Here is a 23,201-nt window from a genome sequence, read left to right as displayed (position 1 = left end):
GTGGATGGCACCGGCTGCGCCGGTGTTCGCGGGCATGCCCGCTCCCACAGGTTCTGCGCGCGGTTTCAGTAATTCGCCGGCGCTTCCAGCAACATCTGTCGAAACTCCGGCAACGGCAGCGGCCGGCTGTGCAAGTACCCCTGGTAAAGGTGGCACCCCAGCCGCTCCAGGAACTCCAGTTGTTCGGTCAGCTCGACCCCTTCGGCAATCACCGTCAGGTCCAGGCTGCGGGCCATGGCGACGATGGCGCGGACGATTTCGGCGTCGTTCGGGTCCTCCGGCGCGTCGCGCACGAAGGTCTGGTCAATCTTCAGCGTATCCACCGGCAGGCGCTTGAGGTAGGTCAGCGAGGAGTAGCCGGTGCCGAAGTCATCCATGGCAAAGCTCACCCCGTAGCGCTTCAGTTCGCGCATCTTGCTGATGGTGTCTTCCAGGTTCTGGATGACGATGCCTTCGGTAATTTCCAGCTTCAGCATTTGCCGTGGCAGGCGGTAATCGTCCAGGCTGCGCAGCACCCGCCCGACAAAGTCGTTCTGACGGAACTGCCGTGGGCTGATGTTCACGCACAGGCTGAAATCATCGGCGTCGATCAGCCGGTCGCCAAGCATGCGCGCGCAGGCATCGCAAGCTTCATCGAGGATCCAGCTGCCAACTTCCAGGATCAGCCCGCTTTCTTCCAGTACCTGAATGAATTGTGCGGGCGGCTGCTGGCCCAGTTGTGGGTGATGCCAACGCAGCAGCACCTCGGCGCCGACAATGCGGTTGTCGCGAGCATCCACCTGGGGCTGGAAGTGCAGCGCCAGTTCGCCGCGGGCCAGGGCCAGACGCAGGTCGTTTTCCATGCGCAGGCGCTCGCTGGCGGCCTTTTGCATGGTGGTGTGGAACAGCTGAGTGGTATTGCGCCCGGAATCCTTGGCCCGGTACAGGGCGATATCGGCACGCTTGAGCAGGTCGGCCGGGGTGGCGCCGTGGTCAGGGATCAGCGCCACGCCAATGCTGGGTGTTACCTGCAGGCGCTGGCCGTCCAGAGACATCGGCTCGGCCAGTAGTTCGCGCAGGGTGTCGGCCAGCTCGCGGACTTTTTCTTCGACCATTTCGCGGCTGCCTTCCAGGCCGCTGAGCAATACCACGAACTCGTCGCCACCCAGGCGCGCCACGGTGTCTTCCAGGCGCACACTGGCCTCCAGCCGCGCGGTGATGATTTTCAGCACCGTGTCGCCCACCGGGTGGCCCAGTGAGTCGTTGATGTGCTTGAAGTGGTCGAGGTCGAGGAACAGCAGGGCGCCGCGCAGATTGTGGCGCCTGAGCAGGGCGATCTGCTGGCTCAGGCGATCCATCAGCAGGGCGCGGTTGGGCAGGTTGGTCAGCGGGTCGTGGTAGGCCAGGTGGCGAATCTGTGCCTGGGCGTTCTTCAGCTGGCTGACATCGCGGGCGGTCAGCAGCAGGCAGTCCACCTCGTTGAGGGTGATCGGCTCCACCGACACCTCCACGGTAAGGATATCGCCACGCTTGTTGCGTCCGAGCATCTCGCGGTGGTGCACCCGGCCACGCTCGCGCAATTCGGCCAGCAAGGCGCTACGCTGCTTGTCGTCGGCCCAGATGCCGACCTCGTACACCGTGCGGCCGATCACGTCGGCGGCGTTGTAGCCGGTCAGGCGGCAGAAACCATCGTTGATTTCCAGGTAACGACCGCTGTGGCGTTCGGTGATGGTGATGGCGTCGGGACTGGAGTGGAAGGCCTTGGCGAACTTCTCCTCGCTGGACTTGAGCGCCGCTTCGGCGCGCTGCTGCTGGGTGATGTCGCGCAGGGTGGTGACGCTGCAGGGCTGGTCGTCGACAGTGATGAGGCGGCTGGAAATCACGCAGGTCAGTGGTGCGCCATTACGATGGTTGACCACCACGGCGACGTTGCTCAGGGCCTGCTCGCGGATTACCCGCTCGATACGCTGTGCGCGCTCGATGGACTCCGCCCACAGGCCGATTTCCTCGGCGGTGCGGCCGATCACCTGGTCGGTGCCCCAGCCGAAGGTCTGGGTGAACGCGGGGTTGATCTCGATGAACTGGCCAGTGTCCTGGCGGGTGACGCAGATCGGGTCGGGGCTGACCTGGAACAGGCTGGCGAACTTCTCTTCCGAGGCGCTCAGGCGCTGTTCGCGCTCCACCTGGTCGGTGATGTCGAGCAAGGTGCCAGCCATGCGCAGTGGGTTGCCCTGCTCGTCGCGGTACAGCCGGGCGCGGCTTTCGATGTAGCGCGAGATGCCGTTTTCCAGTTGCACCCGGTAGGTGATCTGGTAGTTGCCGGCAGGCCCTTCGCGCAGGCTGCGGTAGGCCTGGCGCATCGAGTTGCGTTCTTGTTCCGGGACCCCTTCGAAAAAAGCGTCGAACGATTCATGAAAGGGGATGGGCGGCAGGCCGTGCAACTGCGCGGCGCGGGCCGAACCGTAGAGCATGCCGCTGGGAATATGCCAGTCCCAGGTACCCAGCTGTGCCGAATCCAGGGCCAGGTCCAGGCGCTCCTGGCTGTCCTTCAGGGCCTGCTCGGCGCGTTTGCGTTCGGTGGTGTCGATAAAGGTGCTGAGGAGGAAGGTCACACCCTCCAGCTCGATTCCCTGGGTGCAGAGGATGCCATCGTGCACCTTGCCGCTGATGGCGCGGAACTGCACTTCCAGGATCAGCGGGCCATTGTTGGTACGGGTCGACTCCAGCAACTGGTGCCGCTGTTCAGGGTTGACCCACAAGCCCAGCTCCAGGCTGGTCTTGCCGATCACCTGGCTGCCGGGCCAGCCGAACATGTCTTCGAAGTGCTGGTTGACCTCGAAGATCATGCCGTCGAGGCGGCGGGTGAGTAAAATGGCGTTGGGGCTGAGGTGAAACAGGGTGGCGAAGCGTTTTTCCGAATTGATCAGCGCCGTTTCCCGTTCGCGCTGACGGGTGATTTCGCGGATCACCCCGATCATCTGCGGGCGGCCATGCATGTCGTGGGTCAGGCTGCCGTTGATTTCCAGCCAGTGCAGGCTGCCATCCGGCCAGCGGATGCGGTGGCGCATGGCCTGTTCCACCGGTTCGCCATTGAACACCGCCTGGAACACCTGGCGTGTGCGTGCGCGGTCTTCCTCGGGTAGCAGGTCCAGATAGTCGATATCGGCGGGTAGCGGGCGCTGCGGGTCGAAGCCGAACAGGGCCTGGGTGCCCCGTGACCAGCTGACCCGGCCGCTGTCGATATCCCACAGCCAGGCACCCAGTCGCGCGCCGTTGAGCGCGGCCAGCAGTTGCGGGGCGTTCTGCCAGGCCTGTTCCGACTCCTGAGGGTCGGCCGCAGGTATCCGCGGCAGGCGCAAAAAGCGGTTAGCTGATTTGGGCATCGGTACCAGACCTTTGGCGTATGACGCGTCCTTGGAGGTGGCAATACCGGGCTGACAACCGGTCAGGCGGGCCCCGCGTGGCTGTCGAGCAGGGCCATGAATGCCCTGGCCGCGTTCGATAGCGTACGCTCCGTGTGCAAAATGTAGCCTAGCTGGCGCGACAGCTGTATGCCCGGCAAGGCGATGGGTGCAACCTGTTCGTCGAGCATGGTTCGTGGCAACACGCTCCAGGCCAGGCCGATCGACACCATCATCTTGATGGTTTCCAGGTAGTTGGTGCTCATGGCAATGTTCGGCGTCAGGCCCTGGCTCTCGAACAGGCGCTGGACAATATGGTGGGTGAAGGTGTTGCCGCCGGGGAATACGGCCGGGTGGCGAGCGACATCGGCCAGGCTGACCGCATGGTTGTTGGCCAGTGGGTGTTCAGGGGCGGCGACGAAGTCCAGGGCGTCGTCCCACACGGGCACCGCCTTGACCAGGTGATGCGGCTCGGGGGCCAGGGTAATCACCGCAATCTCGGCGCGGCCATGCAGAATTTCGTCGTAGGCCTGTTCCGAATCCATGAACTGGATATCCAGCGCCACGGCCGGGTACTGACGAGTGAAGGCCCGCAGCAGCGGAGGCAAGCGGTGCAGGCCGATGTGGTGGCTGGTGGCCAGGGTCAGGCGACCACTCACTTCCCCGGTCAGGTTGGTCAGCGCCCGGCGAGTATCATCGAGCACATTGAGTATCTGGTAGGCCCGCGGCAACAAGGCGCGCCCGGCTTCGGTCAGGGTCACCTCCCGGCCCAGGCGGTCGAACAGGCGCACGTCCAGTTGCTGCTCCAGCCCGGCGATGCGCTTGCTGATGGCTGGCTGGGTCAGGTGCAGGCGCTCGCCGGCGCCAGAGAAGCTGCCGGTTTCGGCGATGGCGATGAACGCACTGAGGTTGGCCAGGTCCATTGCTTGAATTCCTGATGGTTATGCAAAGCATGAAAATTATGAATTTGAGTTATTCAATCTATCGCCATAGCATCGTCCGTACAAGCCAAGGGGTCTTTGGCATAGAAAGACGCTGATGAGGAACAGTCTGATGGCTGGCAAAACGCTCTACGACAAACTCTGGGAAGCCCATGAGGTCAAGCGCCGTGATGACGGCTCGTCCTTGATCTACATCGATCGCCACATCATCCACGAAGTGACGTCGCCCCAGGCCTTCGAAGGCCTGCGCCTGGCCAACCGCAAACCCTGGCGCATCGACGCCAACATCGCCACGCCGGACCACAACGTGCCGACCACGCCAGAGCGCAAGGGCGGTATCGAGGCCATTGTCGACCAGGTGTCGCGCCTGCAGGTGCAGACCCTCGACGAGAACTGTGACGAATATGGCATCGTCGAATTCAAGATGAATGACGAGCGTCAAGGTATCGTCCACGTCATCAGCCCGGAGCAGGGTGCCACCTTGCCTGGCATGACCGTGGTCTGCGGTGACTCGCACACCTCCACCCACGGCGCCTTCGGTGCCTTGGCCCATGGCATCGGCACCTCCGAGGTAGAGCATGTGCTCGCTACCCAGTGCCTGGTCGCCAAGAAGATGAAGAACATGCTGGTACGCGTGGAAGGCCAGTTGCCTGCCGGTGTTACCGCCAAGGACATCGTGCTGGCCGTGATCGGCAAGATCGGTACCGCCGGTGGTAACGGCCACGCCATGGAGTTTGCCGGCAGTGCCATCCGCGAATTGTCGATGGAAGGCCGCATGACCATCTGCAACATGTCCATCGAAGCCGGTGCCCGCGTAGGCCTGGTGGCGGTGGACGACACCACGGTTGCCTATGTCGAAGGCCGCCCGTACGCGCCCAAGGGCGAGCAGTGGAAACAGGCGGTCGCAGCCTGGAAAGGCCTGGTTTCCGACGCTGACGCAGTGTTCGACAGCGTGGTCGAGCTCGATGCTGCGCAAATCAAGCCGCAGGTCAGCTGGGGCACCTCGCCGGAAATGGTCCTGGCCGTCGACCAGCGCGTGCCGGACCCGGCTGCCGAGCCAGACCTGATCAAGCGTGGCTCGATCGAGCGCGCCCTCAAGTACATGGGCCTGGCCGCCAACCAGGCGATCACCGATATCAAGCTTGACCGCGTATTCATCGGTTCGTGCACCAACTCGCGCATCGAAGACCTGCGCGCTGCCGCCGCAATCGCCAAGGGGCGCAAGGTCGCTGCCAACGTCAAGCAGGCACTGGTGGTTCCGGGCTCGGGCCTGGTCAAAGCCCAGGCCGAGCGTGAAGGCCTGGACAAGATCTTCCTCGAAGCCGGTTTCGAATGGCGTGAACCAGGCTGCTCGATGTGCCTGGCGATGAACCCGGACCGCCTGGAGAGCGGCGAGCACTGCGCGTCCACCTCCAACCGCAACTTCGAAGGCCGTCAGGGCGCCGGTGGCCGTACGCACCTGGTCAGCCCGGCCATGGCCGCCGCCGCCGCGGTGACCGGCCACTTCATCGATGTCCGCGAGTTGATCCAAGGGAGCGCAGCATGAAAGCCTTTACCCAGCACACTGGCCTCGTCGCGCCGTTGGACCGTGCCAACGTCGATACCGACCAGATCATCCCCAAGCAGTTTCTGAAGTCGATCAAGCGCACCGGCTTTGGCCCCAACCTGTTCGACGAGTGGCGTTACCTGGACGTGGGCCAGCCTTATCAGGACAACAGCAAGCGCCCGCTGAACAAGGAGTTCGTGCTTAACCACGAACGCTACCAGGGGGCCAGCGTGTTGCTGGCGCGGGAGAACTTCGGTTGCGGCTCCAGCCGTGAGCACGCGCCGTGGGCGCTGGACGAATACGGCTTCCGCAGCGTGATCGCGCCGAGCTTCGCCGACATCTTCTTCAACAACAGCTTCAAGAACGGTTTGCTGCCGATCATCCTCAGTGACGAGGAAGTCGACGAGCTGTTCAGGCAGGTGGAGGCCAACCCGGGTTACCAGCTGACCATCGACTTGCAGGCGCAGGCGGTGACCCGCCCGGATGGCAAGGTACTGCATTTCGAGATCGATGCGTTCCGCAAGCACTGCCTGCTCAACGGCCTGGACGACATCGGCCTGACCCTGCAGGACAGCGACGCGATCAAGGCCTTCGAAGGCAAGCACCGCGCAGCGCAGCCTTGGCTGTTCCGTGATGCCTGATTGTTTGTAGGTGGCAGTACCGGCCTCTTCGCGGGCACGCCCGCTCCCACAGAGAGCAGCGCTGTACCTGTGGGAGCGGGCATGCCCGCGAAAGGGCCGGTACAGGCAGCAAGAAACCAAAAGGATCGAGACATGACCAGCACCACCCACACCGATGTGGTCCAACGCCAGTTCGGCGAACAGGCCAGCGCCTACCTCAGCAGCGCCGTGCACGCCCAGGGCAGTGAGTTTGCCCTGCTGCAGGCTGAGCTGGCAGGGCAGGGCGCTGCCCGCGTGCTGGACCTGGGCTGTGGCGCCGGGCATGTCAGCTTCCATGTCGCCCCGCTGGTCGCCGAAGTGGTCGCCTACGACCTCTCGCAAGCCATGCTCGACGTGGTCGCCAGTGCCGCCGCCGAGCGCGGCCTGGCCAATATCACTACCGAGCGCGGTGCCGCCGAACGCCTGCCGTTCGCCGACGCCTCGTTCGACTTCGTCTTCAGCCGTTATTCGGCCCACCACTGGAGCGACCTGGGCCTGGCCCTGCGCGAAGTGCGTCGGGTGCTCAAGCCGGGTGGCGTGGCGGCGTTCATCGACGTGATGTCGCCGGGCAGCCCGCTGCTCGACACCTACCTGCAAACGGTCGAAGTACTGCGTGACACCAGCCATGTGCGCGATTATTCCGCCGCCGAATGGCAGCGCCAGGTCAGCGAGGCTGGTCTGCACGTGCGCAGCCACACCCGCCAGCCGCTGCGCCTGGAGTTTTCCAGCTGGGTCGAGCGCATGCGCACGCCCGAGCCGATGCGCGTGGCCATCCGCCAATTGCAGCAAGCCACGGGCGAAGAAGTACGGCAGTATTACCAGATCGAGGCCGATGGTTCGTTCAGCACCGATGTGCTGGTGTTGTGGGCCGAGCGTTAAGAATTTTTCGGTGGGGCCCGCTTGGCCGCACTGCGTGAATGGATAGAGGAAAGCATGAGCAAGCAGATTCTGATTCTCCCAGGTGACGGTATCGGCCCGGAAATCATGGCCGAAGCGGTCAAGGTGCTGGCGCTGGCCAACGACAAGTTCCAGCTCGGCTTCAGCCTGGAGCACGATGTGATCGGTGGCGCCGCCATCGACAAGCACGGCGTGCCGCTGGCCGACGAGACCCTGGAGCGTGCGCGCAAGGCTGATGCCGTGCTGCTGGGCGCCGTGGGCGGGCCGAAGTGGGACAAGATCGAGCGTGACATCCGCCCCGAGCGCGGCCTGCTGAAGATCCGTTCGCAACTGGGCCTGTTCGCCAACCTGCGCCCGGCCATCCTCTACCCGCAACTGGCCGATGCCTCGTCGCTCAAGCCAGAGATCGTTTCCGGCCTGGACATCCTGATCGTCCGCGAGCTGACCGGCGGTATCTACTTCGGTGCCCCGCGCGGCCAGCGCGAGCTGCAAGGTGGCGAGCGTCAGGCCTACGACACCCTGCCATACAGCGAAAGCGAAGTGCGCCGCATTGCCCGTGTCGGCTTCGACATGGCCCGCGTGCGTGGCAAGAAGCTGTGCTCGGTGGACAAGGCCAACGTCCTGGCTTCCAGCCAGCTGTGGCGCGAAGTGGTCGAGGACGTGGCCAAGGATTATCCGGATGTGGAACTGAGCCACATGTACGTCGACAACGCCGCCATGCAGCTGGTACGCGCGCCCAAGCAGTTCGACGTGATGGTCACCGACAACATGTTCGGTGACATTCTGTCGGATGAAGCTTCCATGTTGACCGGTTCCATCGGCATGCTGCCTTCGGCGTCGCTGGATGCCGACAACAAGGGCATGTACGAGCCGTGCCACGGCTCGGCGCCGGACATCGCAGGCCTTGGCATCGCCAACCCGCTGGCGACCATCCTGTCGGTGTCGATGATGCTGCGTTACAGCTTCAACCAGTCGGCTGCCGCCGAGGCGATCGAGAAGGCCGTGAGCCTGGTCCTGGACCAGGGCCTGCGCACCGGCGACATCTTCTCGGAAGGCTGCCGTAAAGTTGGTACGCAGGAAATGGGCGACGCAGTAGTCGCAGCGCTGCGGAATCTGTAATCTCTCTGGCCCGCCACCCAAAATTCCCGGTGGCGGCCCACTTTTAGCAAAGGTGTAGTTGCGATGAAACGTGTAGGTCTGATCGGTTGGCGCGGTATGGTCGGTTCCGTGCTCATGCAGCGGATGCTGGAGGAGCAGGATTTCGACCTCATCGAGCCGGTGTTCTTCACCACCTCCAATGTTGGCGGCCAGGGCCCGAACGTGGGCAAGGATACAGCTCCGCTCAAGGACGCTTATTCGATTGAAGAACTCAAGACCCTCGACGTGATCCTGACCTGCCAGGGCGGCGACTACACCAACGAGGTCTTCCCCAAGCTGCGTGAAGCCGGCTGGCAGGGTTACTGGATCGATGCCGCCTCGTCCTTGCGCATGCAGGATGACGCGGTGATCATCCTCGACCCGGTCAACCGCAAGGTCATCGACCAGCAGCTGGACGCGGGTACCAAGAACTACATCGGCGGCAACTGCACCGTCAGCCTGATGCTGATGGGCCTGGGCGGCCTGTTCGAAGCCGGCCTGGTCGAGTGGATGAGCGCCATGACCTACCAGGCCGCCTCGGGTGCCGGCGCGCAGAACATGCGCGAGCTGATCAAGCAGATGGGGGCTACCCATGCTGCCGTTGCCGATGACCTGGCCAACCCGGCCAGCGCCATTCTCGACATCGACCGCAAGGTTGCCGAGACCATGCGCAGCGAAGCGTTCCCGACCGAGAACTTCGGCGTGCCGCTGGCTGGCAGCCTGATCCCGTGGATCGACAAGGAGCTGCCGAACGGCCAGAGCCGTGAAGAGTGGAAAGCCCAGGCCGAGACCAACAAGATCCTCGGCCGCTTCAAGAGCCCGATCCCGGTCGACGGCATCTGCGTGCGCATCGGCGCCATGCGTTGCCACAGCCAGGCGCTGACCATCAAGCTGAACAAGGACGTGCCGCTGGCCGACATCGAAGGCATGATCAGCCAGCACAACCCTTGGGTGAAGCTGGTGCCTAATCAGCGTGAAATCAGCATGCAGGAGCTGAGCCCGACCAAGGTTACCGGTACCCTGAACATCCCGGTTGGCCGCCTGCGCAAGCTGAACATGGGTTCGCAGTACCTGGGCGCGTTCACCGTCGGTGACCAGTTGCTGTGGGGCGCGGCCGAACCACTGCGCCGCATGCTGCGGATTCTGCTGGAGCGTTGATCGTTCCGGTCTGACCAAAAACCCGCGCTGGCGACAGCGCGGGTTTTTTACATCCGATCCCGGCCGGCCCGGCCAGGCTCTTCTCTGCTTTTGCTTTTGCTTCTAGGCGCGCGATAGTTCAGGCGCCGCCGATTGCGACTTCAGGAGGCCGAGCGAAGGGACTGCGGAGGGAGGTGACGGGCATCCATGCCCGTCACCTCCCTCCGCAAGCCCTCTGCTCGGCCTCCTGAAGTCGCGAAGATCAAGATCAAGATCAAGATCAAGATCAAGAGCAGCGCAGCTCCAGGTTTGGGCCGGCACAGACAAAACTCTACAATCCGAGTAAAGTGCCGCCCCCGCCGTTTTCAGCAAAAGGATCCCTTCCATGACACACCCTTTGGACATCGCCGTCGTCGGCGCCACCGGCAGCGTCGGTGAAGCCCTGGTGCAGATTCTCGAAGAACTGGATTTCCCGGTCGCCACCCTGCACCTGCTGGCCAGCATGGAATCGGCGGGCAGCAGCGTGATGTTCGCCGGCAAGAAGCTGAAAGTGCGCGAAGTGGATAGCTTCGACTTCGCCCAGGTCAAACTGGCCTTCTTCGCTGCGGGCGCTGCAGTCAGCCGCAGCTTTGCCGGCAAGGCGCTGCAGGCGGGCTGCACGGTCATCGACCTGTCCGCCGGCCTGGACGACGCCCTGGCCCTGGTGCCCGAAGCCAACGCCGAACGCCTGGCTGGCCTGGCATTGCCCGCCCGCATCGTCAGCCCGTGCTCGGCTGCGGTTGCCTTGGCCGTTGCCCTGGCACCGCTCAAGGGCCTGCTGGATATCGAGCGGGTGCAGGTAATGGCCGCGCTGGCGGTATCCGCGCAAGGCCGTGAAGCGGTCAACGAACTGGCCCGGCAAACCGCCGAGCTGCTCAATGCCCGACCGCTGGAGCCGCGCTTCTTCGACCGCCAGGTCGCATTCAACCTGTTGGCCCAGGTCGGCGCTGCCGATGAGCACGGCCACACGGCGCTGGAGCGCCGCCTGGTCAGCGAGCTGCGGGTACTGCTGGGCCTGCCTGAGCTGAAGATTTCCGTTAGCTGCGTTCAAGTCCCGGTGTTTTTCGGCGATAGCTTCAGTGTGGCGGTGCAGAGCCGTCGTCCGGTGGACCTGGACGCGGTCAGCCAGGCCCTCGAGGCGGCCGACAGCGTCGAGCTGGTGGCGCGCGATGATTACCCGACGCCGGTTGGCGACGCAGTGGGCCAGGACGTGGTCTATGTTGGTCGTGTACGGCACGGTGTTGATGACGACCAGCAGCTCAACCTCTGGCTGACCACCGACAACGTGCGCAAAGGCGCCGCGCTCAATGCCGTGCAAGTGGCGCAATTGTTGATTAAACACATGCCGTAAAAGATACTGGCGAGCAATTTTGTCCTGCTCTGCATGCAGGTTTCAGGACGCTTCATACAAGGGAAGAGGTCATGCTTCGAATTCGCAAACTGGTTCTGGCCATGGCTGCAGCATCGGCGCTGTCGTCGGGCATGGCGAATGCCCTGGGCCTGGGGGAGCTGACGCTCAAGTCGGCACAGAATCAGCCGCTGGACGCCGAGATCGAGCTGCTCGACGTGCGCGACCTCACCGCTGCCGAAGTGGCGCCGAGCCTGGCGCCGCCGGAAGAGTTCAGCAAGGCCGGGGTGGCGCTGCCGACTTACCTCGAAGACCTCACCTTCACACCGGTGATCAACCCCAACGGCAAGAGCGTGCTGCGGGTTACCTCCAGCCAGCCGCTGCCGGGGCCGGTGGTAAAGTTCCTGGTCCAGGTGATGTGGCCGCAGGGCCGCCTGCTGCGTGACTACAGTGTGCTGCTCGACCAGGCCAAGGCCCAGGGTGACAAGCCGGCGCCAGGTAATGTCGCTCCGGCGGTAACCGGTGCTGGCAGCTACACCACCCAGCGCCGCGACACCTTGTGGCAGATCGCCGCGCGCAACACCCAGGGTGGCTCGATCCAGCAGACCATGATCGCGATCCAGGCGCTGAACCCGGACGCCTTCATCGGCAACAACATCAACCAGCTGAAGGTGGGCCAGGTGCTGCGCCTGCCCGACCAGCAGCAGATCCAGAACATACCGCAGGGCGAGGCGACCGCCGAGGTGGCCGAGCAGTATGCCGCCTGGCGTGAAGGCCGCCGCCTGGGGCCGCGTGCACGGCAGCTGGACGCCACCCGTCGCGGTGCCGCCGAGGCAGCGCCGGCGCGTATCGCCCAGGGCGACAACCTGCGCCTGGTCAGCCCGGGCAACCAGGCCGGCGCCAACCAGGCCAAGGCCCTCAACGACAAGCTGGCGGTGACCCAGGAAAGCCTGGACACCAGTCGTCGCGACAACGAAGAACTCAAGAGCCGCATGGCCGACCTGCAGAGCCAGCTGGACAAGCTGCAGCGTCTGATCGAGCTGAAGAACAACCAGCTGGCCCGGCTTGAAGCCCAAGGCGCGGCCGCCCCGGCGCAACCGGTGGTCAAGCCTGCGCCTGCTGCCGTCGATACCGCACCCAAACCGATGCCAGCCGCCAAGGCTGCACCTGCCGGCAGCGTGGTCGACGACATCATGGGCAACCCCCTGCTGCTTGGGCTGATCGCCGGTAGTGCCTTCCTCGTGCTGCTGCTTCTGCTGTTGCTGCTGGCGCGCAAGCGCAAGGCGCAGCAGGAGGCTGAAAAGCACCTGCGCATGGCGCGGGCGCTCGAAGAAGAGCAGGGCGCGGGCTTCGACAGCGATAGCGCGAGCCTTGATGGCGTCGAGGTTTCGGCCCCGAGCGTGACCCTGTCTCCGGCCGTGGTCGCCGCTTCGGCTGCCGCCGCAGCCGCTGCTGAGAAACCGGCGGCACCCACCGTCGAAGCACAGCCTGAACTGCAAGCCGACCCCTACGCTGCACTGCTTGAAGAGGTCGGGCAATGCGTGGCCGAAGGCCGCCTGAACCGCGCTACCGATTTGCTGGAGCCTGCCGTGGCCGCCGCGCCGCAGCGTGACGACCTGCGCCTTGAACTGATGGATATATACGCCCGCCAGGGTGACCAGAGCGCGTTCGGCGAGCAGGAGCGCAAGCTGCCGGCCAGCGAGCAGAACAGTGCTGCGGTTGCCGGGCTGAAAGAGCGCTACCCGGCCATGCTCGGGCTGGCCGCTGCCGGCTTGGGCGCGGCGGCCCTGGCTGCCGAGATGGATGAGCAGTACGTGCAGGAACTGCTGCTGGATAAGTCCGAAACGCCAGTGGTTGCCGATGGGGCGCCCGAGGAAGTGCTGGCGTCCGAGCCCGAGGTGGCAGTTGACCCGCAAGCCGTCGCGCAAGCGGAGCCTGCGCCAGAGCGCGAGCCCGAAGGTGAGTTGGACGCTGAGCTGGATGCCTTCGACGAAGTGCCGACCCTCGATGCGTCGGGCCTGGACGAGCAGGGCCTGGACAGTGCCTTCGACCTGAGCCTGGGCGATGACCTGGCCGAGGAAGACCCGCTGGCAGCGCCGCTGCTGGACGAGCCGGTGACGCCACAGCCTGCATTTGAAGAGCCGGTACTGGATGAGCCCGTGCTGGAAGCTGCTCAGCCAGAAGAACAGCCGTTTGCCCTGGATGCCGAGCTGCAGGCCGACGCCGACGCCGATTTCGAGGCCATGCTGGCCCAGGCCGAACCACAGCCCGCTGTTGACCTGTCGGATTTCGACCTCGATATCAACGAACCGGTTGCCCCGGCCGCCCCGGCGACGGTCGACGAAACCCCGGTGGATGTCGCAGCCGAGCTGGCTGCCTTCGACAGCGAGCCGGCATTCGACCCGCTTTCCGAGTTCGACCTGCCATCCGATTTCGACCTGTCGTTGTCGCTGGAAGACGATTCGCCGGCGGCCAAGAGCTTTGCTTCGGAGCTGAGCGACGTCAACGCCGAACTGGACAAGCTGTCGCAGAGCCTCGAAACGCCTTCGCTGGAGCCGCACTTTACCAGCGAAGACGCAGCTGCCCAGCCCGAGCCTGAGCCACTGGACGACCTGGACTTCGACTTCTTCTCCGGCAGCGACGAGGTGGCCACCAAGCTTGACCTGGCCCGCGCCTATATCGACATGGGCGACAACCAGGGCGCGCGCGACATTCTTGATGAAGTGGTCAAGGATGGCGACGACAGCCAGCGCCAGGAAGCCGAGGACATGCTTTCCCGGTTGGTCTGAGGTTGCTTGCGCAGGCCTCTTCGCGGGCGCGCCCGCTCCCACAGTTTTCCCACAGGTTCAGGCCTTGTGAGTAACCTGTGGGAGCGGGCATGCCCGCGAAGAGGCCCTCAAGCGCGATACACATTCAGCGGCAGCCCTACTCGGCTGCCGTTGTCGTTATAATCCCCGCCATTCCGTACACCCCCACAGGTTTCATGCTCTTGGACATCATCGACACCGCCGCCGCCGAGTCCGCGGCCGAAGGCTACTCCCGCATCGCCCTGGGCGTGGAATACAAAGGTGCGCGCTACCGTGGCTGGCAGCGCCAGGCCAGTGGTGTGCCCAGTGTCCAGCAGGCCCTGGAGCAGGCGCTGTCCAAGGTGGCCAACGAGCCAATCTCGGTCATTTGCGCCGGGCGCACCGACGCCGGCGTGCATGGCTGCGGGCAGATCGTGCACTTCGACACCCGCGCCGTGCGCGACGAGCGCGCCTGGACCATGGGCACCAACTTCAACCTGCCCCATGACATCAGCGTGGTCTGGTCGCGGCCGATGCCGGCCCACTTTCATGCCCGCTTCAAGGCCTGCGCGCGGCGTTACCGCTACGTCATCTACAACGACCCTATCCGCCCGGCGCACCTGGCCGAGGAGGTCACCTGGAACCACCGCCCGCTGGATGTCGAGCGCATGGCCGAAGCCGCGCAGTACCTGCTTGGCACCCATGACTTCAGTGCCTTCCGCGCCAGCCAGTGCCAGGCCAAGTCGCCGATCAAGCACATCTACCACCTGCGCGTTACCCGCCATGGCCAGATGATCGTGCTGGACGTGCGCGCCACGGCGTTCCTGCACCACATGGTGCGCAATATTGCCGGTGTGCTGATGACCATTGGCGCCGGAGAGCGCCCGGTCACCTGGGCACGCGAAGTGCTCGAGGGCCGCAACCGCCGCGAAGGCGGGGTCACGGCGCACCCGTACGGGCTTTACCTGGTGCAGGTGGAATACCCCGAAGAGTATGCGCTGCCCAAGCGTTACATCGGCCCACACTTTTTGACCGGCTACGAGGCATTGGCAGACTGACGGGCGAAAAGTCATTTGCTAACATCCGGCCTTTCACCGTAACAAGCAGGGTTCGCTGTCCATGAGCAATGTTCGCAGCAAGATCTGCGGGATTACCCGCATCGAAGACGCACTGGCCGCTGCCGAAGCGGGGGCCGATGCCATCGGCTTCGTCTTCTATGCCAAGAGCCCGCGCGCCGTGGATGTGCGCCAGGCGCGGGCGATCATTGCCGAGCTGCCGCCGTTCGTGACCACGGTAGGGTTGTTCGTCAATGCTTCGCGCTGCGAGCTGAACGAGATCCTCGAAGTGGTTCCGCTGGACCTGCTACAGTTCCACGGCGACGAAACCCCGCAGGACTGCGAAGGCTACCACCGCCCCTGGATCAAGGCCCTGCGCGTACGCCCAGGCGACGATCTGGAGGCGGCCTGCCAGCTTTACGCCGGTGCCCGCGGCATTCTGCTGGATACCTATGTGCCGGGCGTACCCGGAGGCACCGGTGAAGCCTTCGACTGGTCGCTGGTGCCGGCGCGCCTGAGCAAGCCGATAATCCTGGCGGGCGGGCTGTCTGCCGACAATGTCGGTCAGGCCATCGCCCAGGTGCAGCCGTATGCGGTGGATGTCAGTGGCGGCGTGGAGCAAGCCAAGGGCATCAAGGACGCGACGAAGATCGAGGCCTTCATGCGTGCGGTGAAACAGGCGTGATGGCAGATGTGACGGCTGGCTGCGCGCCATCGTCCATAGCTTTCGCAGCCCTTCAGGGCAGCCGCCTGTGCCTGTGGCGGCAACACAACACATTAACGGTGGGGTGGCGCGCGGGAAGTACCTGCGGCCGGTCCACCATCGTTTCATGAAAGTTATTGAGCTCAAGGGCAGGGCAGGGCCGGCGACACCGGACCCCGCCTGCCAATACTGGAGAAAGAAAGCATGAGCAACTGGTTAGTCGACAAACTGATCCCTTCGATCATGCGTTCCGAGGTGAAGAAGAGCTCGGTGCCTGAAGGCCTGTGGCACAAGTGCCCGGCCTGTGAGGCCGTGCTGTATCGTCCGGAGCTGGAAAAGACCCTGGATGTCTGCCCCAAGTGCAACCACCACATGCGCATCGGCGCACGTGCGCGCATCGATATCTTCCTCGACGCCGATGGCCGTGCCGAACTGGGCGCCGACCTGGAGCCGGTCGACCGCCTGAAATTCCGTGACGGCAAGAAGTACAAGGACCGCCTGACTGCCGCGCAGAAGCAGACCGGCGAGAAGGACGCCCTGATCTCCATGAGCGGCACCTTGATGGGCATGCCGATCGTGGTCAGCGCCTTCGAGTTCTCCTTCATGGGCGGCTCCATGGGCGCCATCGTCGGCGAGCGCTTCGTGCGCGCGGCCAACTACGCTCTGGAGCACCGCTGCCCGATGGTGTGCTTCTCCGCTTCGGGCGGTGCGCGCATGCAGGAAGCGCTGATCTCGCTGATGCAGATGGCCAAGACCTCGGCCGTGCTGGCACGCCTGCGTGAAGAAGGTATCCCGTTCATCTCGGTACTGACCGATCCGGTGTACGGTGGTGTTTCCGCCAGCCTGGCGATGCTCGGTGACGTGATCGTCGGCGAGCCGAAGGCTCTGATCGGCTTCGCCGGCCCGCGCGTGATCGAGCAGACCGTGCGCGAGAAACTGCCGGAAGGCTTCCAGCGCAGCGAGTTCCTGCTGGAACACGGCGCCATCGACCTGATCATCTCCCGTGGCGAACTGCGCCCGCGTCTGGCCCGCCTGCTGGCGCAGATGACCGGTCAGGACACCCCGGAGCAAGCGCGTGAGGCGGCTGCCGTCGCGTGATGAAACAACGATCCCTGGGCGAATGGCTCGCCTACCTCGAGCAGTTGCACCCCTCGGCCATCGATATGGGCCTGGAGCGGTCGCAGAAGGTGCTTGCCCGGTTGGCGCTGGGCAAGCTGGCGCCACGCGTGGTGACGGTGACAGGCACCAACGGCAAGGGCTCGACCTGCGCGTTCGTGGCCTCGCTGCTGCGTGCCCAGGGGCTCAAGGTGGGCGTGTACAGCTCGCCGCACCTGTTGCGTTACAACGAGCGGGTGCTCATCGATGGCCAAGAGGCCAGCGATGAGCGCCTGTGCGAAGCCTTCGCCGCCGTCGAGGCGGCACGGGGCGAAATTTCCCTGACCTACTTCGAGATGGGCACCCTGGCCGCGTTCTGGTTGTTCTACCAGTCGCAACTGGATGCCGTGGTCCTGGAAGTGGGCCTTGGTGGCCGCCTGGACACCGTGAACGTGGTGGATGCCGACCTGGCCCTGGTGACCAGCATCGGCGTCGATCATGTCGATTACCTGGGTGATACCCGTGAGCTGGTAGCCTTCGAGAAGGCCGGCATCTTCCGGCGGGGCAAGCCGGCGCTGTGCGGTGACCTCGATCCGCCGCAGCCGTTGCTGGACAAGGCTGCCGAACTGGCCGCGCCGCTGTTTCTGCGCGGGCGTGACTTCGACCTGGCCAGCGCCGATGGCAGCTGGAGCTGGCGTGGTACTGCAGCGGATGGCGCGCAGGTAGAGCTGCGCGACCTGCCGTTGCTCGACCTGCCCATGGAAAACGCCACGCTGGCCTTGCAGGCCTACCTGCTGATGGGCTTGCCCTGGGACGCCGGGCAGATTCGCCAGGCGCTGTTGGCTACCCGCATCACTGGCCGCCTCGATCGACGCCTGCTGAGCTGGCAAGGCAAGCCGGTGGAACTGTTGCTGGATGTCGGGCACAACCCGCATGCCGCCGAGTACCTGGCCCGTCGCCTGGCTGCCCGGTCGCTCAAGGGGCGCCGCCTGGCGGTGTTCGGCCTGCTCGCCGACAAGGACCTGGACGGCGTTGTCGCGCCGCTGCAGGGCCTGGTCGACGACTGGGCGGTGGCGCCACTGGATACCCCGCGCAGCCGCCCGGCTGCGGAACTGGTCGTGGCCTTGACGAACGTCGGCGCCGCGGTGAAGTCTTATGCCAGCGTCGGCGCCGCCCTTGAAGGGCAGTGCGCGCAGGCGACGGCGGATGACCAGGTCTTGCTGTTCGGTTCGTTTTTCTGTGTTGCCCAGGCACTGGAATGGCTGGAGCGGCACGCCCAGGAGGGTGGAGTAGATGGCAGTGCTGGATAAAGGGATGAAACAGCGCATGGTGGGTGCGTTGGTGCTGGTGGCGCTGGCGGTTATCTTCCTGCCGATGCTGTTCAGCCGCGAGGACGAGATGCGCCAGGTGCATGTCGAGGCCCCCCAGGCACCGGCCATGCCAAGCCTGCCGGAAGTGAAGGTGGAGCCGGTCGCCGTGCCGGAGCCGCAGGTCATTCCCGAAGAGCCGCAACAGGCACCGGTGGTGGTGGACGAGTCCACTGCGCCGGCGAGCGCGCCCAGCCAGCCGATTACACCGTCGCCGCAGACCCAGCCTCAGGTACAAGTGCAGGCACAGGTGCAGCCCCAGCCCGCCAAGCCGCAGGCACCCGTGGCCAAGGTCGAGCCTCAGCCGGCAGCCAAGCCGCCTGCGCCGTCGAAGATCGACGTCAATGGCCTGCCGGTCAGTTGGTCCATCCAGCTGGCCAGCCTGTCCAACCGTGCCGGGGCCGAAAAACTGCAACAAACCTTGCGTAGCCAGGGTTACAACGCCTATATCCGCTCGGCCAGTGGCATGAACCGGGTGTACGTGGGGCCGCTGATCGAGCGGGCCGAGGCCGAGCGCGTGCGGGACGCGATCAACCGCCAGAACAGCCTCAAGGGCTTCGTGGTGCGCTTCCAGCCTGAACGTAGCTGAGTCTGGCAGGGGCGGCTTTGCCGCCCATTCGCGGGTGAACCCGCTCCCACATGGAGCGCGCAATGGCAGGGTTTGCACATCACCTGTGGGAGCGGATTTACCCGCGAATGATCCAGCGCCAATCCACCTGACATTCCGCTTACCCAACCCCCCGCCGCTCTGGTAAAATGCGCCGCCTCAAACGTCTGCAGGCAGCACCGTGGCATTTACCTTGGTTGATTGGGCGATCATCGCGATCATCGCCGTCTCCACACTGATCAGTCTCAAGCGCGGCTTCGTCAAGGAAGCCTTGTCCTTGCTCATCTGGATCATTGCCGGTGCGGTTGCCTGGATGTTCGGCGGTTCGCTCTCGGTGTATCTTGAAAGCTACATCCAGACGCCGTCGATGCGCGTCATCGCCGGCTGCGCCATTCTTTTCGTCGCCACCTTGCTGGTGGGGGCCATGCTCAACTTCCTTATCGGCGAGCTGATCCGCGTGACCGGGCTGTCCGGCACCGATCGTTTCCTGGGCATGGCCTTCGGCGCTGCCCGTGGCGCTTTGCTGGTGGTAGTGGCCATCGGGCTGATCAGCCTGGGGCCGGTTCAACAGGACACCTGGTGGCAGGAATCACGCCTGATACCACAATTTCTCTTGGTCGCCGACTGGTCGAAAAACCTGATCCTGGGTTTTACCGGCCAGTGGACGCCCAGTGGGCTGATCGGCACTCCGGCTGATCTTCCGTTCAAGGAACAGTTGCTCGGGCCGGCAAAGCCCTGAGCGCTATTCACTCAAGTTTCGTCAAAGTAGGGGTTGCGTCGCATGTGTGGCATCGTCGGTATCGTCGGTAAGTCGAACGTCAATCAGGCGCTGTATGACGCGCTTACGGTCCTCCAGCACCGCGGCCAGGACGCTGCCGGTATCGTGACCAGCCATGACGGCCGGTTGTTCCTGCGCAAGGATAATGGCCTGGTGCGCGACGTGTTCCAGCAGCGCCACATGCAGCGCCTGGTCGGCAGCATCGGCATTGGCCACGTGCGCTACCCGACTGCGGGCAGCTCGACCTCGGCCGAGGCCCAGCCGTTCTACGTCAACTCGCCGTACGGCATCACCCTGGCACACAACGGCAACCTGACCAACGTCGAGCAGCTGGCCAAGGAAATCTACGAATCCGACCTGCGCCACGTCAACACCAACTCCGACTCGGAAGTGCTGCTGAACGTGTTCGCGCACGAGCTGGCGGTGCGTGGCAAGCTGCAGCCGACCGAAGAAGACGTGTTCGCCGCGGTTTCCCACGTGCACAGCCGTTGCGTCGGTGGTTACGCCGTGGTGGCGATGATCACCGGCTACGGCATCGTCGGCTTCCGTGACCCCAACGGCATCCGCCCGGTGGTGTTCGGCCAGCGTCATACCGACGAAGGCGTGGAATACATGATCGCCTCGGAAAGCGTGGCGCTGGACGTGCTCGGCTTCACCCTGATCCGCGACCTGGCGCCGGGCGAAGCGGTGTACATCACCGAGGAAGGTCAGCTGTACACCAAGCAGTGCGCCGAAGCACCGAAGCTGCAACCGTGCATCTTCGAACATGTCTACCTGGCCCGTCCGGACTCGATCATGGATGGTGTGTCGGTGTACAAGGCCCGTCTGCGCATGGGTGAAAAACTGGCCGACAAGATCATGCGCGAGCGTCCTGAGCACGACATCGACGTGGTCATCCCGATCCCGGACACCAGCCGCACTGCGGCCCTGGAACTGGCCAACCGCCTGGGCGTGAAGTTCCGCGAAGGTTTCGTCAAGAACCGCTACATCGGCCGTACTTTCATCATGCCCGGCCAGGCCGCGCGCAAGAAATCGGTACGCCAGAAGCTCAACGCCATCGAGCTGGAGTTCCGCGGCAAGAACGTGATGCTGGTGGATGACTCGATCGTGCGTGGCACCACCTGCAAGCAGATCATCCAGATGGCCCGCGAAGCCGGCGCCAAGAACGTCTACTTCTGCTCCGCAGCCCCTGCGGTACGCTACCCCAACGTCTACGGCATCGACATGCCGAGTGTTCACGAACTGATCGCCCACAACCGTACCACCGAACAAGTGGCCGAGTTGATTGGCGCCGACTGGCTGGTCTACCAGGACCTGCCGGACCTGATCGACTCGGTCGGTGGCGGCAAGATCAAGATCGACCACTTCGATTGCGCGGTATTCAACGGTGAGTACGTCACCGGCGATATCGACGAAGCCTACCTCGACCGCATCGAGCAGGCGCGTAACGACCTGGCCAAGGTCAAGAACCAGGCGGTCAGCGCGATCATCGACCTCTACAACAACTGATTTCGGGAGCGACGGCATGACGGATCAATGGGATGCCGGGCGACTGGACAGTGACCTCGAGGGTGTCGGCTTCGACACCCTGGCGGTACGCGCCGGTCAAAACCGTACACCGGAGGCCGAGCACAGCGAAGCGCTGTTCCTGACCTCCAGCTATGTGTTCCGCACGGCGGCCGATGCGGCCGCACGCTTTGCCGGCGAAACGCCGGGCAACGTCTATTCGCGCTACACCAACCCGTCTGTGCGTGCCTTCGAGGAGCGCCTGGCAGCCATGGAAGGCGCCGAGCAGGCCGTGGGCACCTCCACCGGCATGGCAGCAATCCTCGCCGTGGTGATGTCGCTGTGCAGTGCCGGTGACCATGTGCTGGTTTCGCAAAGCGTGTTCGGCTCGACCATCAGCCTGTTCGAGAAGTACTTCAAGCGCTTTGGCGTGCAGGTGGACTACGTGCCACTGGTCGACCTCGCCGGCTGGGAAAAGGCCATCAAGGCCAATACCAAGCTGCTGATCGTCGAATCGCCGTCCAACCCGCTGGCCGAATTGGTCGATATCACCGCGCTCAGCGAAATCGCCCATGCCCACGGGGCCATGCTGGTGGTGGACAACTGCTTCAGCACCCCGGCGCTGCAGCAGCCGCTGAAGCTGGGGGCCGACATCGTGTTCCACTCGGCCACCAAGTTCATCGACGGCCAGGGCCGCTGCATGGGTGGCGTGGTTGCCGGCCGTGCCGAGCAGATGAAGGAAGTGGTGGGCTTCCTGCGCACCGCAGGGCCGACTCTCAGCCCGTTCAACGCCTGGATCTTCACCAAGGGCCTGGAAACCTTGCGCCTGCGCATGCGTGCGCACTGCGAAAGCGCCCAGGTACTGGCCGAATGGCTGGAGCAGCAGGAGGGCGTGGAGAAGGTGCATTACGCCGGCCTGCCAAGCCACCCGCAGCATGAACTGGCCAAGCGCCAGATGAGTGGCTTTGGTGCGGTGGTCAGCTTCGAGGTCAAGGGTGGCAAAGAGGGCGCCTGGCGCTTCATCGACGCTACCCGGGTGATTTCCATCACCACCAACCTGGGTGACAGCAAAACCACCATCGCCCACCCGGCCACCACCTCCCACGGCCGCCTGACGCCGCAGGAGCGTGAAGCCGCGGGTATCCGTGACAGCCTGATCCGTGTTGCCGTGGGCCTGGAAGACGTGGCCGACCTGCAGGCCGACCTGGCGCGCGGGTTGGCGGCGCTGTGATCGAAATCGGCGGCGGTACGCCCGGCCACAACGGCCGGGTAGCCCTGGTGACCGGTGCCGCGCGCGGCATCGGTCTGGGCATTGCCGCCTGGTTGATCTGCGAAGGCTGGCAGGTCGTACTCAGCGACCTCGACCGCCGGCGCGGCGCCAAGGTGGCCAAGGCCCTGGGTGACAACGCCTGGTTCATCACCATGGACGTTGCCGACGAAGCCCAGGTCAGCGCCGGGGTGTCCGAGGTGCTGGGGCAGTTTGGCCGGCTGGACGCGTTGGTGTGCAACGCAGCCATCGCCAACCCGCATAACCAGACCCTGGAAAGCCTGAGCCTGGCGCAGTGGAACCGCGTGCTGGCGGTCAACCTCAACGGCCCGATGTTGCTGGCCAAGCATTGTGCGCCGTACCTGCGTGCGCACAACGGGGCGATCGTCAATCTCACCTCCACCCGGGCGCGGCAGTCCGAGCCCGATACCGAGGCCTACGCGGCGAGCAAGGGCGGCCTGGTGGCCTTGACCCACGCCCTGGCCATGAGCCTGGGACCGGAGATCCGCGTCAATGCGGTGAGCCCGGGCTGGATCGATGCCCGTGATCCTTCACAGCGCCGTGCCGAGCCGTTGACCGAGGCGGACCATGCCCAGCACCCGACGGGCAGGGTAGGGACGGTGGAAGACGTGGCGGCCATGGTGGCCTGGCTGCTGTCGCGCCAGGCAGCGTTCGTCACCGGCCAGGAGTTCGTGGTCGATGGCGGCATGACCCGCAAGATGATCTACACCTGAGCATTCTGCATATCCTGTACGGGCCTCTTCGCGGGCACGCCCGCTCCCACAGGTACTGCACAGATTTCAAAACCTGACGCGAACCTGTGGAAGCTGGCTTGCCGGCGATAGGGCCATATGCCCAAACCCGATTTGTCTTTTTTGAAAAAAATTCAATGGGGCTATTGACTTAGCTTCGCCACCTGCGTAAATTTCGCGGCCTCAGCGAAGCAAACGCAA

Annotated in this window: 19 protein-coding genes; 17 read left to right on the top strand and 2 right to left on the bottom strand. The window is 64.4% G+C overall.

The annotated features are described in order from the left end of the window. Positions 1-65: 65 nt before the first annotated feature. Complete coding sequence (locus tag CAF70_RS13775) at positions 66-3,362, bottom strand: bifunctional diguanylate cyclase/phosphodiesterase (protein WP_085625303.1); 3,297 nt, start codon at positions 3,360-3,362, stop codon at positions 66-68. 62 nt (positions 3,363-3,424) lie between these two features. Then, a complete protein-coding gene (locus CAF70_RS13770) occupies positions 3,425-4,303 on the bottom strand; it encodes a LysR family transcriptional regulator (RefSeq protein ID WP_085625302.1) in 879 nt (292 codons plus the stop codon). Between the two features lie 130 nt (positions 4,304-4,433). Here CAF70_RS13770 and leuC point away from each other — a divergent pair, with 130 nt between their 5' ends. From leuC to CAF70_RS13690, 17 genes are all read left to right on the top strand, one after another. Continuing rightward, positions 4,434-5,867, top strand: a complete 1,434-nt coding sequence (leuC, locus tag CAF70_RS13765) for a 3-isopropylmalate dehydratase large subunit (RefSeq protein ID WP_085625301.1) — start codon at positions 4,434-4,436, stop codon at positions 5,865-5,867. Next, positions 5,864-6,508, top strand: a complete 645-nt coding sequence (gene leuD, locus CAF70_RS13760; RefSeq protein ID WP_085625300.1) for a 3-isopropylmalate dehydratase small subunit — start codon at positions 5,864-5,866, stop codon at positions 6,506-6,508. The genes leuC and leuD overlap by 4 nt, the downstream gene beginning before the upstream one ends. Before the next feature lie 132 nt (positions 6,509-6,640). Continuing rightward, the gene (locus CAF70_RS13755) at positions 6,641-7,405 is read left to right on the top strand and encodes a class I SAM-dependent methyltransferase (protein ID WP_085625299.1); all 765 of its coding nucleotides are present in this window, start codon (positions 6,641-6,643) and stop codon (positions 7,403-7,405) included. Positions 7,406-7,459: 54 nt separating this feature from the next. Then, positions 7,460-8,542 (top strand): 3-isopropylmalate dehydrogenase, encoded by a 1,083-nt coding sequence (gene leuB / locus CAF70_RS13750; RefSeq protein WP_085625298.1) that lies wholly within the window; start codon positions 7,460-7,462, stop codon positions 8,540-8,542. Between the two features lie 63 nt (positions 8,543-8,605). Next, positions 8,606-9,718, top strand: coding sequence for an aspartate-semialdehyde dehydrogenase (gene asd / locus CAF70_RS13745; protein WP_003260268.1), 1,113 nt, complete (start codon positions 8,606-8,608; stop codon positions 9,716-9,718). Between the two features lie 186 nt (positions 9,719-9,904). Beyond that, on the top strand, positions 9,905-10,135 hold the full coding sequence (locus tag CAF70_RS28160) for a hypothetical protein (protein WP_143491599.1): 231 nt from the start codon (positions 9,905-9,907) through the stop codon (positions 10,133-10,135). Next, positions 10,083-11,087, top strand: coding sequence for an aspartate-semialdehyde dehydrogenase (locus tag CAF70_RS13740; protein WP_085625297.1), 1,005 nt, complete (start codon positions 10,083-10,085; stop codon positions 11,085-11,087). The genes CAF70_RS28160 and CAF70_RS13740 overlap by 53 nt, the downstream gene beginning before the upstream one ends. Positions 11,088-11,158: 71 nt before the next feature. Next, on the top strand, positions 11,159-13,873 hold the full coding sequence (locus tag CAF70_RS13735) for a FimV/HubP family polar landmark protein (RefSeq protein WP_085625296.1): 2,715 nt from the start codon (positions 11,159-11,161) through the stop codon (positions 13,871-13,873). A 194-nt stretch (positions 13,874-14,067) separates the two neighbouring features. Then, complete coding sequence (gene truA, locus CAF70_RS13730) at positions 14,068-14,928, top strand: tRNA pseudouridine(38-40) synthase TruA (protein ID WP_085625295.1); 861 nt, start codon at positions 14,068-14,070, stop codon at positions 14,926-14,928. A gap of 61 nt (positions 14,929-14,989) precedes the next feature. Then, on the top strand, positions 14,990-15,610 hold the full coding sequence (locus CAF70_RS13725; protein ID WP_085625294.1) for a phosphoribosylanthranilate isomerase: 621 nt from the start codon (positions 14,990-14,992) through the stop codon (positions 15,608-15,610). Positions 15,611-15,832: 222 nt separating this feature from the next. Beyond that, entirely contained in the window at positions 15,833-16,726 is an 894-nt protein-coding gene (gene accD / locus CAF70_RS13720; protein ID WP_085625293.1) for an acetyl-CoA carboxylase, carboxyltransferase subunit beta, read from the top strand. Beyond that, positions 16,726-18,033, top strand: coding sequence for a bifunctional tetrahydrofolate synthase/dihydrofolate synthase (gene folC / locus CAF70_RS13715; protein WP_085625292.1), 1,308 nt, complete (start codon positions 16,726-16,728; stop codon positions 18,031-18,033). Before accD ends, folC begins: the two co-directional genes overlap by 1 nt. Further along, the gene (locus CAF70_RS13710) at positions 18,017-18,679 is read left to right on the top strand and encodes an SPOR domain-containing protein (RefSeq protein WP_085625291.1); all 663 of its coding nucleotides are present in this window, start codon (positions 18,017-18,019) and stop codon (positions 18,677-18,679) included. Before folC ends, CAF70_RS13710 begins: the two co-directional genes overlap by 17 nt. A gap of 199 nt (positions 18,680-18,878) precedes the next feature. Further along, positions 18,879-19,436 (top strand): CvpA family protein, encoded by a 558-nt coding sequence (locus tag CAF70_RS13705; RefSeq protein WP_085625290.1) that lies wholly within the window; start codon positions 18,879-18,881, stop codon positions 19,434-19,436. A gap of 42 nt (positions 19,437-19,478) precedes the next feature. Then, entirely contained in the window at positions 19,479-20,984 is a 1,506-nt protein-coding gene (gene purF, locus CAF70_RS13700) for an amidophosphoribosyltransferase (protein WP_085625289.1), read from the top strand. Positions 20,985-21,000: 16 nt separating this feature from the next. Continuing rightward, entirely contained in the window at positions 21,001-22,212 is a 1,212-nt protein-coding gene (locus tag CAF70_RS13695) for an O-succinylhomoserine sulfhydrylase (RefSeq protein WP_025338247.1), read from the top strand. After that, positions 22,209-22,982, top strand: a complete 774-nt coding sequence (locus CAF70_RS13690) for an SDR family oxidoreductase (RefSeq protein ID WP_085625288.1) — start codon at positions 22,209-22,211, stop codon at positions 22,980-22,982. Before CAF70_RS13695 ends, CAF70_RS13690 begins: the two co-directional genes overlap by 4 nt. The last annotated feature ends 219 nt before the right edge of the window (positions 22,983-23,201 follow it).

The sequence above is a fragment of the Pseudomonas sp. B19(2017) genome (assembly GCF_002113165.1).
Taxonomy (GTDB): domain Bacteria; phylum Pseudomonadota; class Gammaproteobacteria; order Pseudomonadales; family Pseudomonadaceae; genus Aquipseudomonas.
This window is presented reverse-complemented; position numbering and strand designations above follow the sequence as displayed.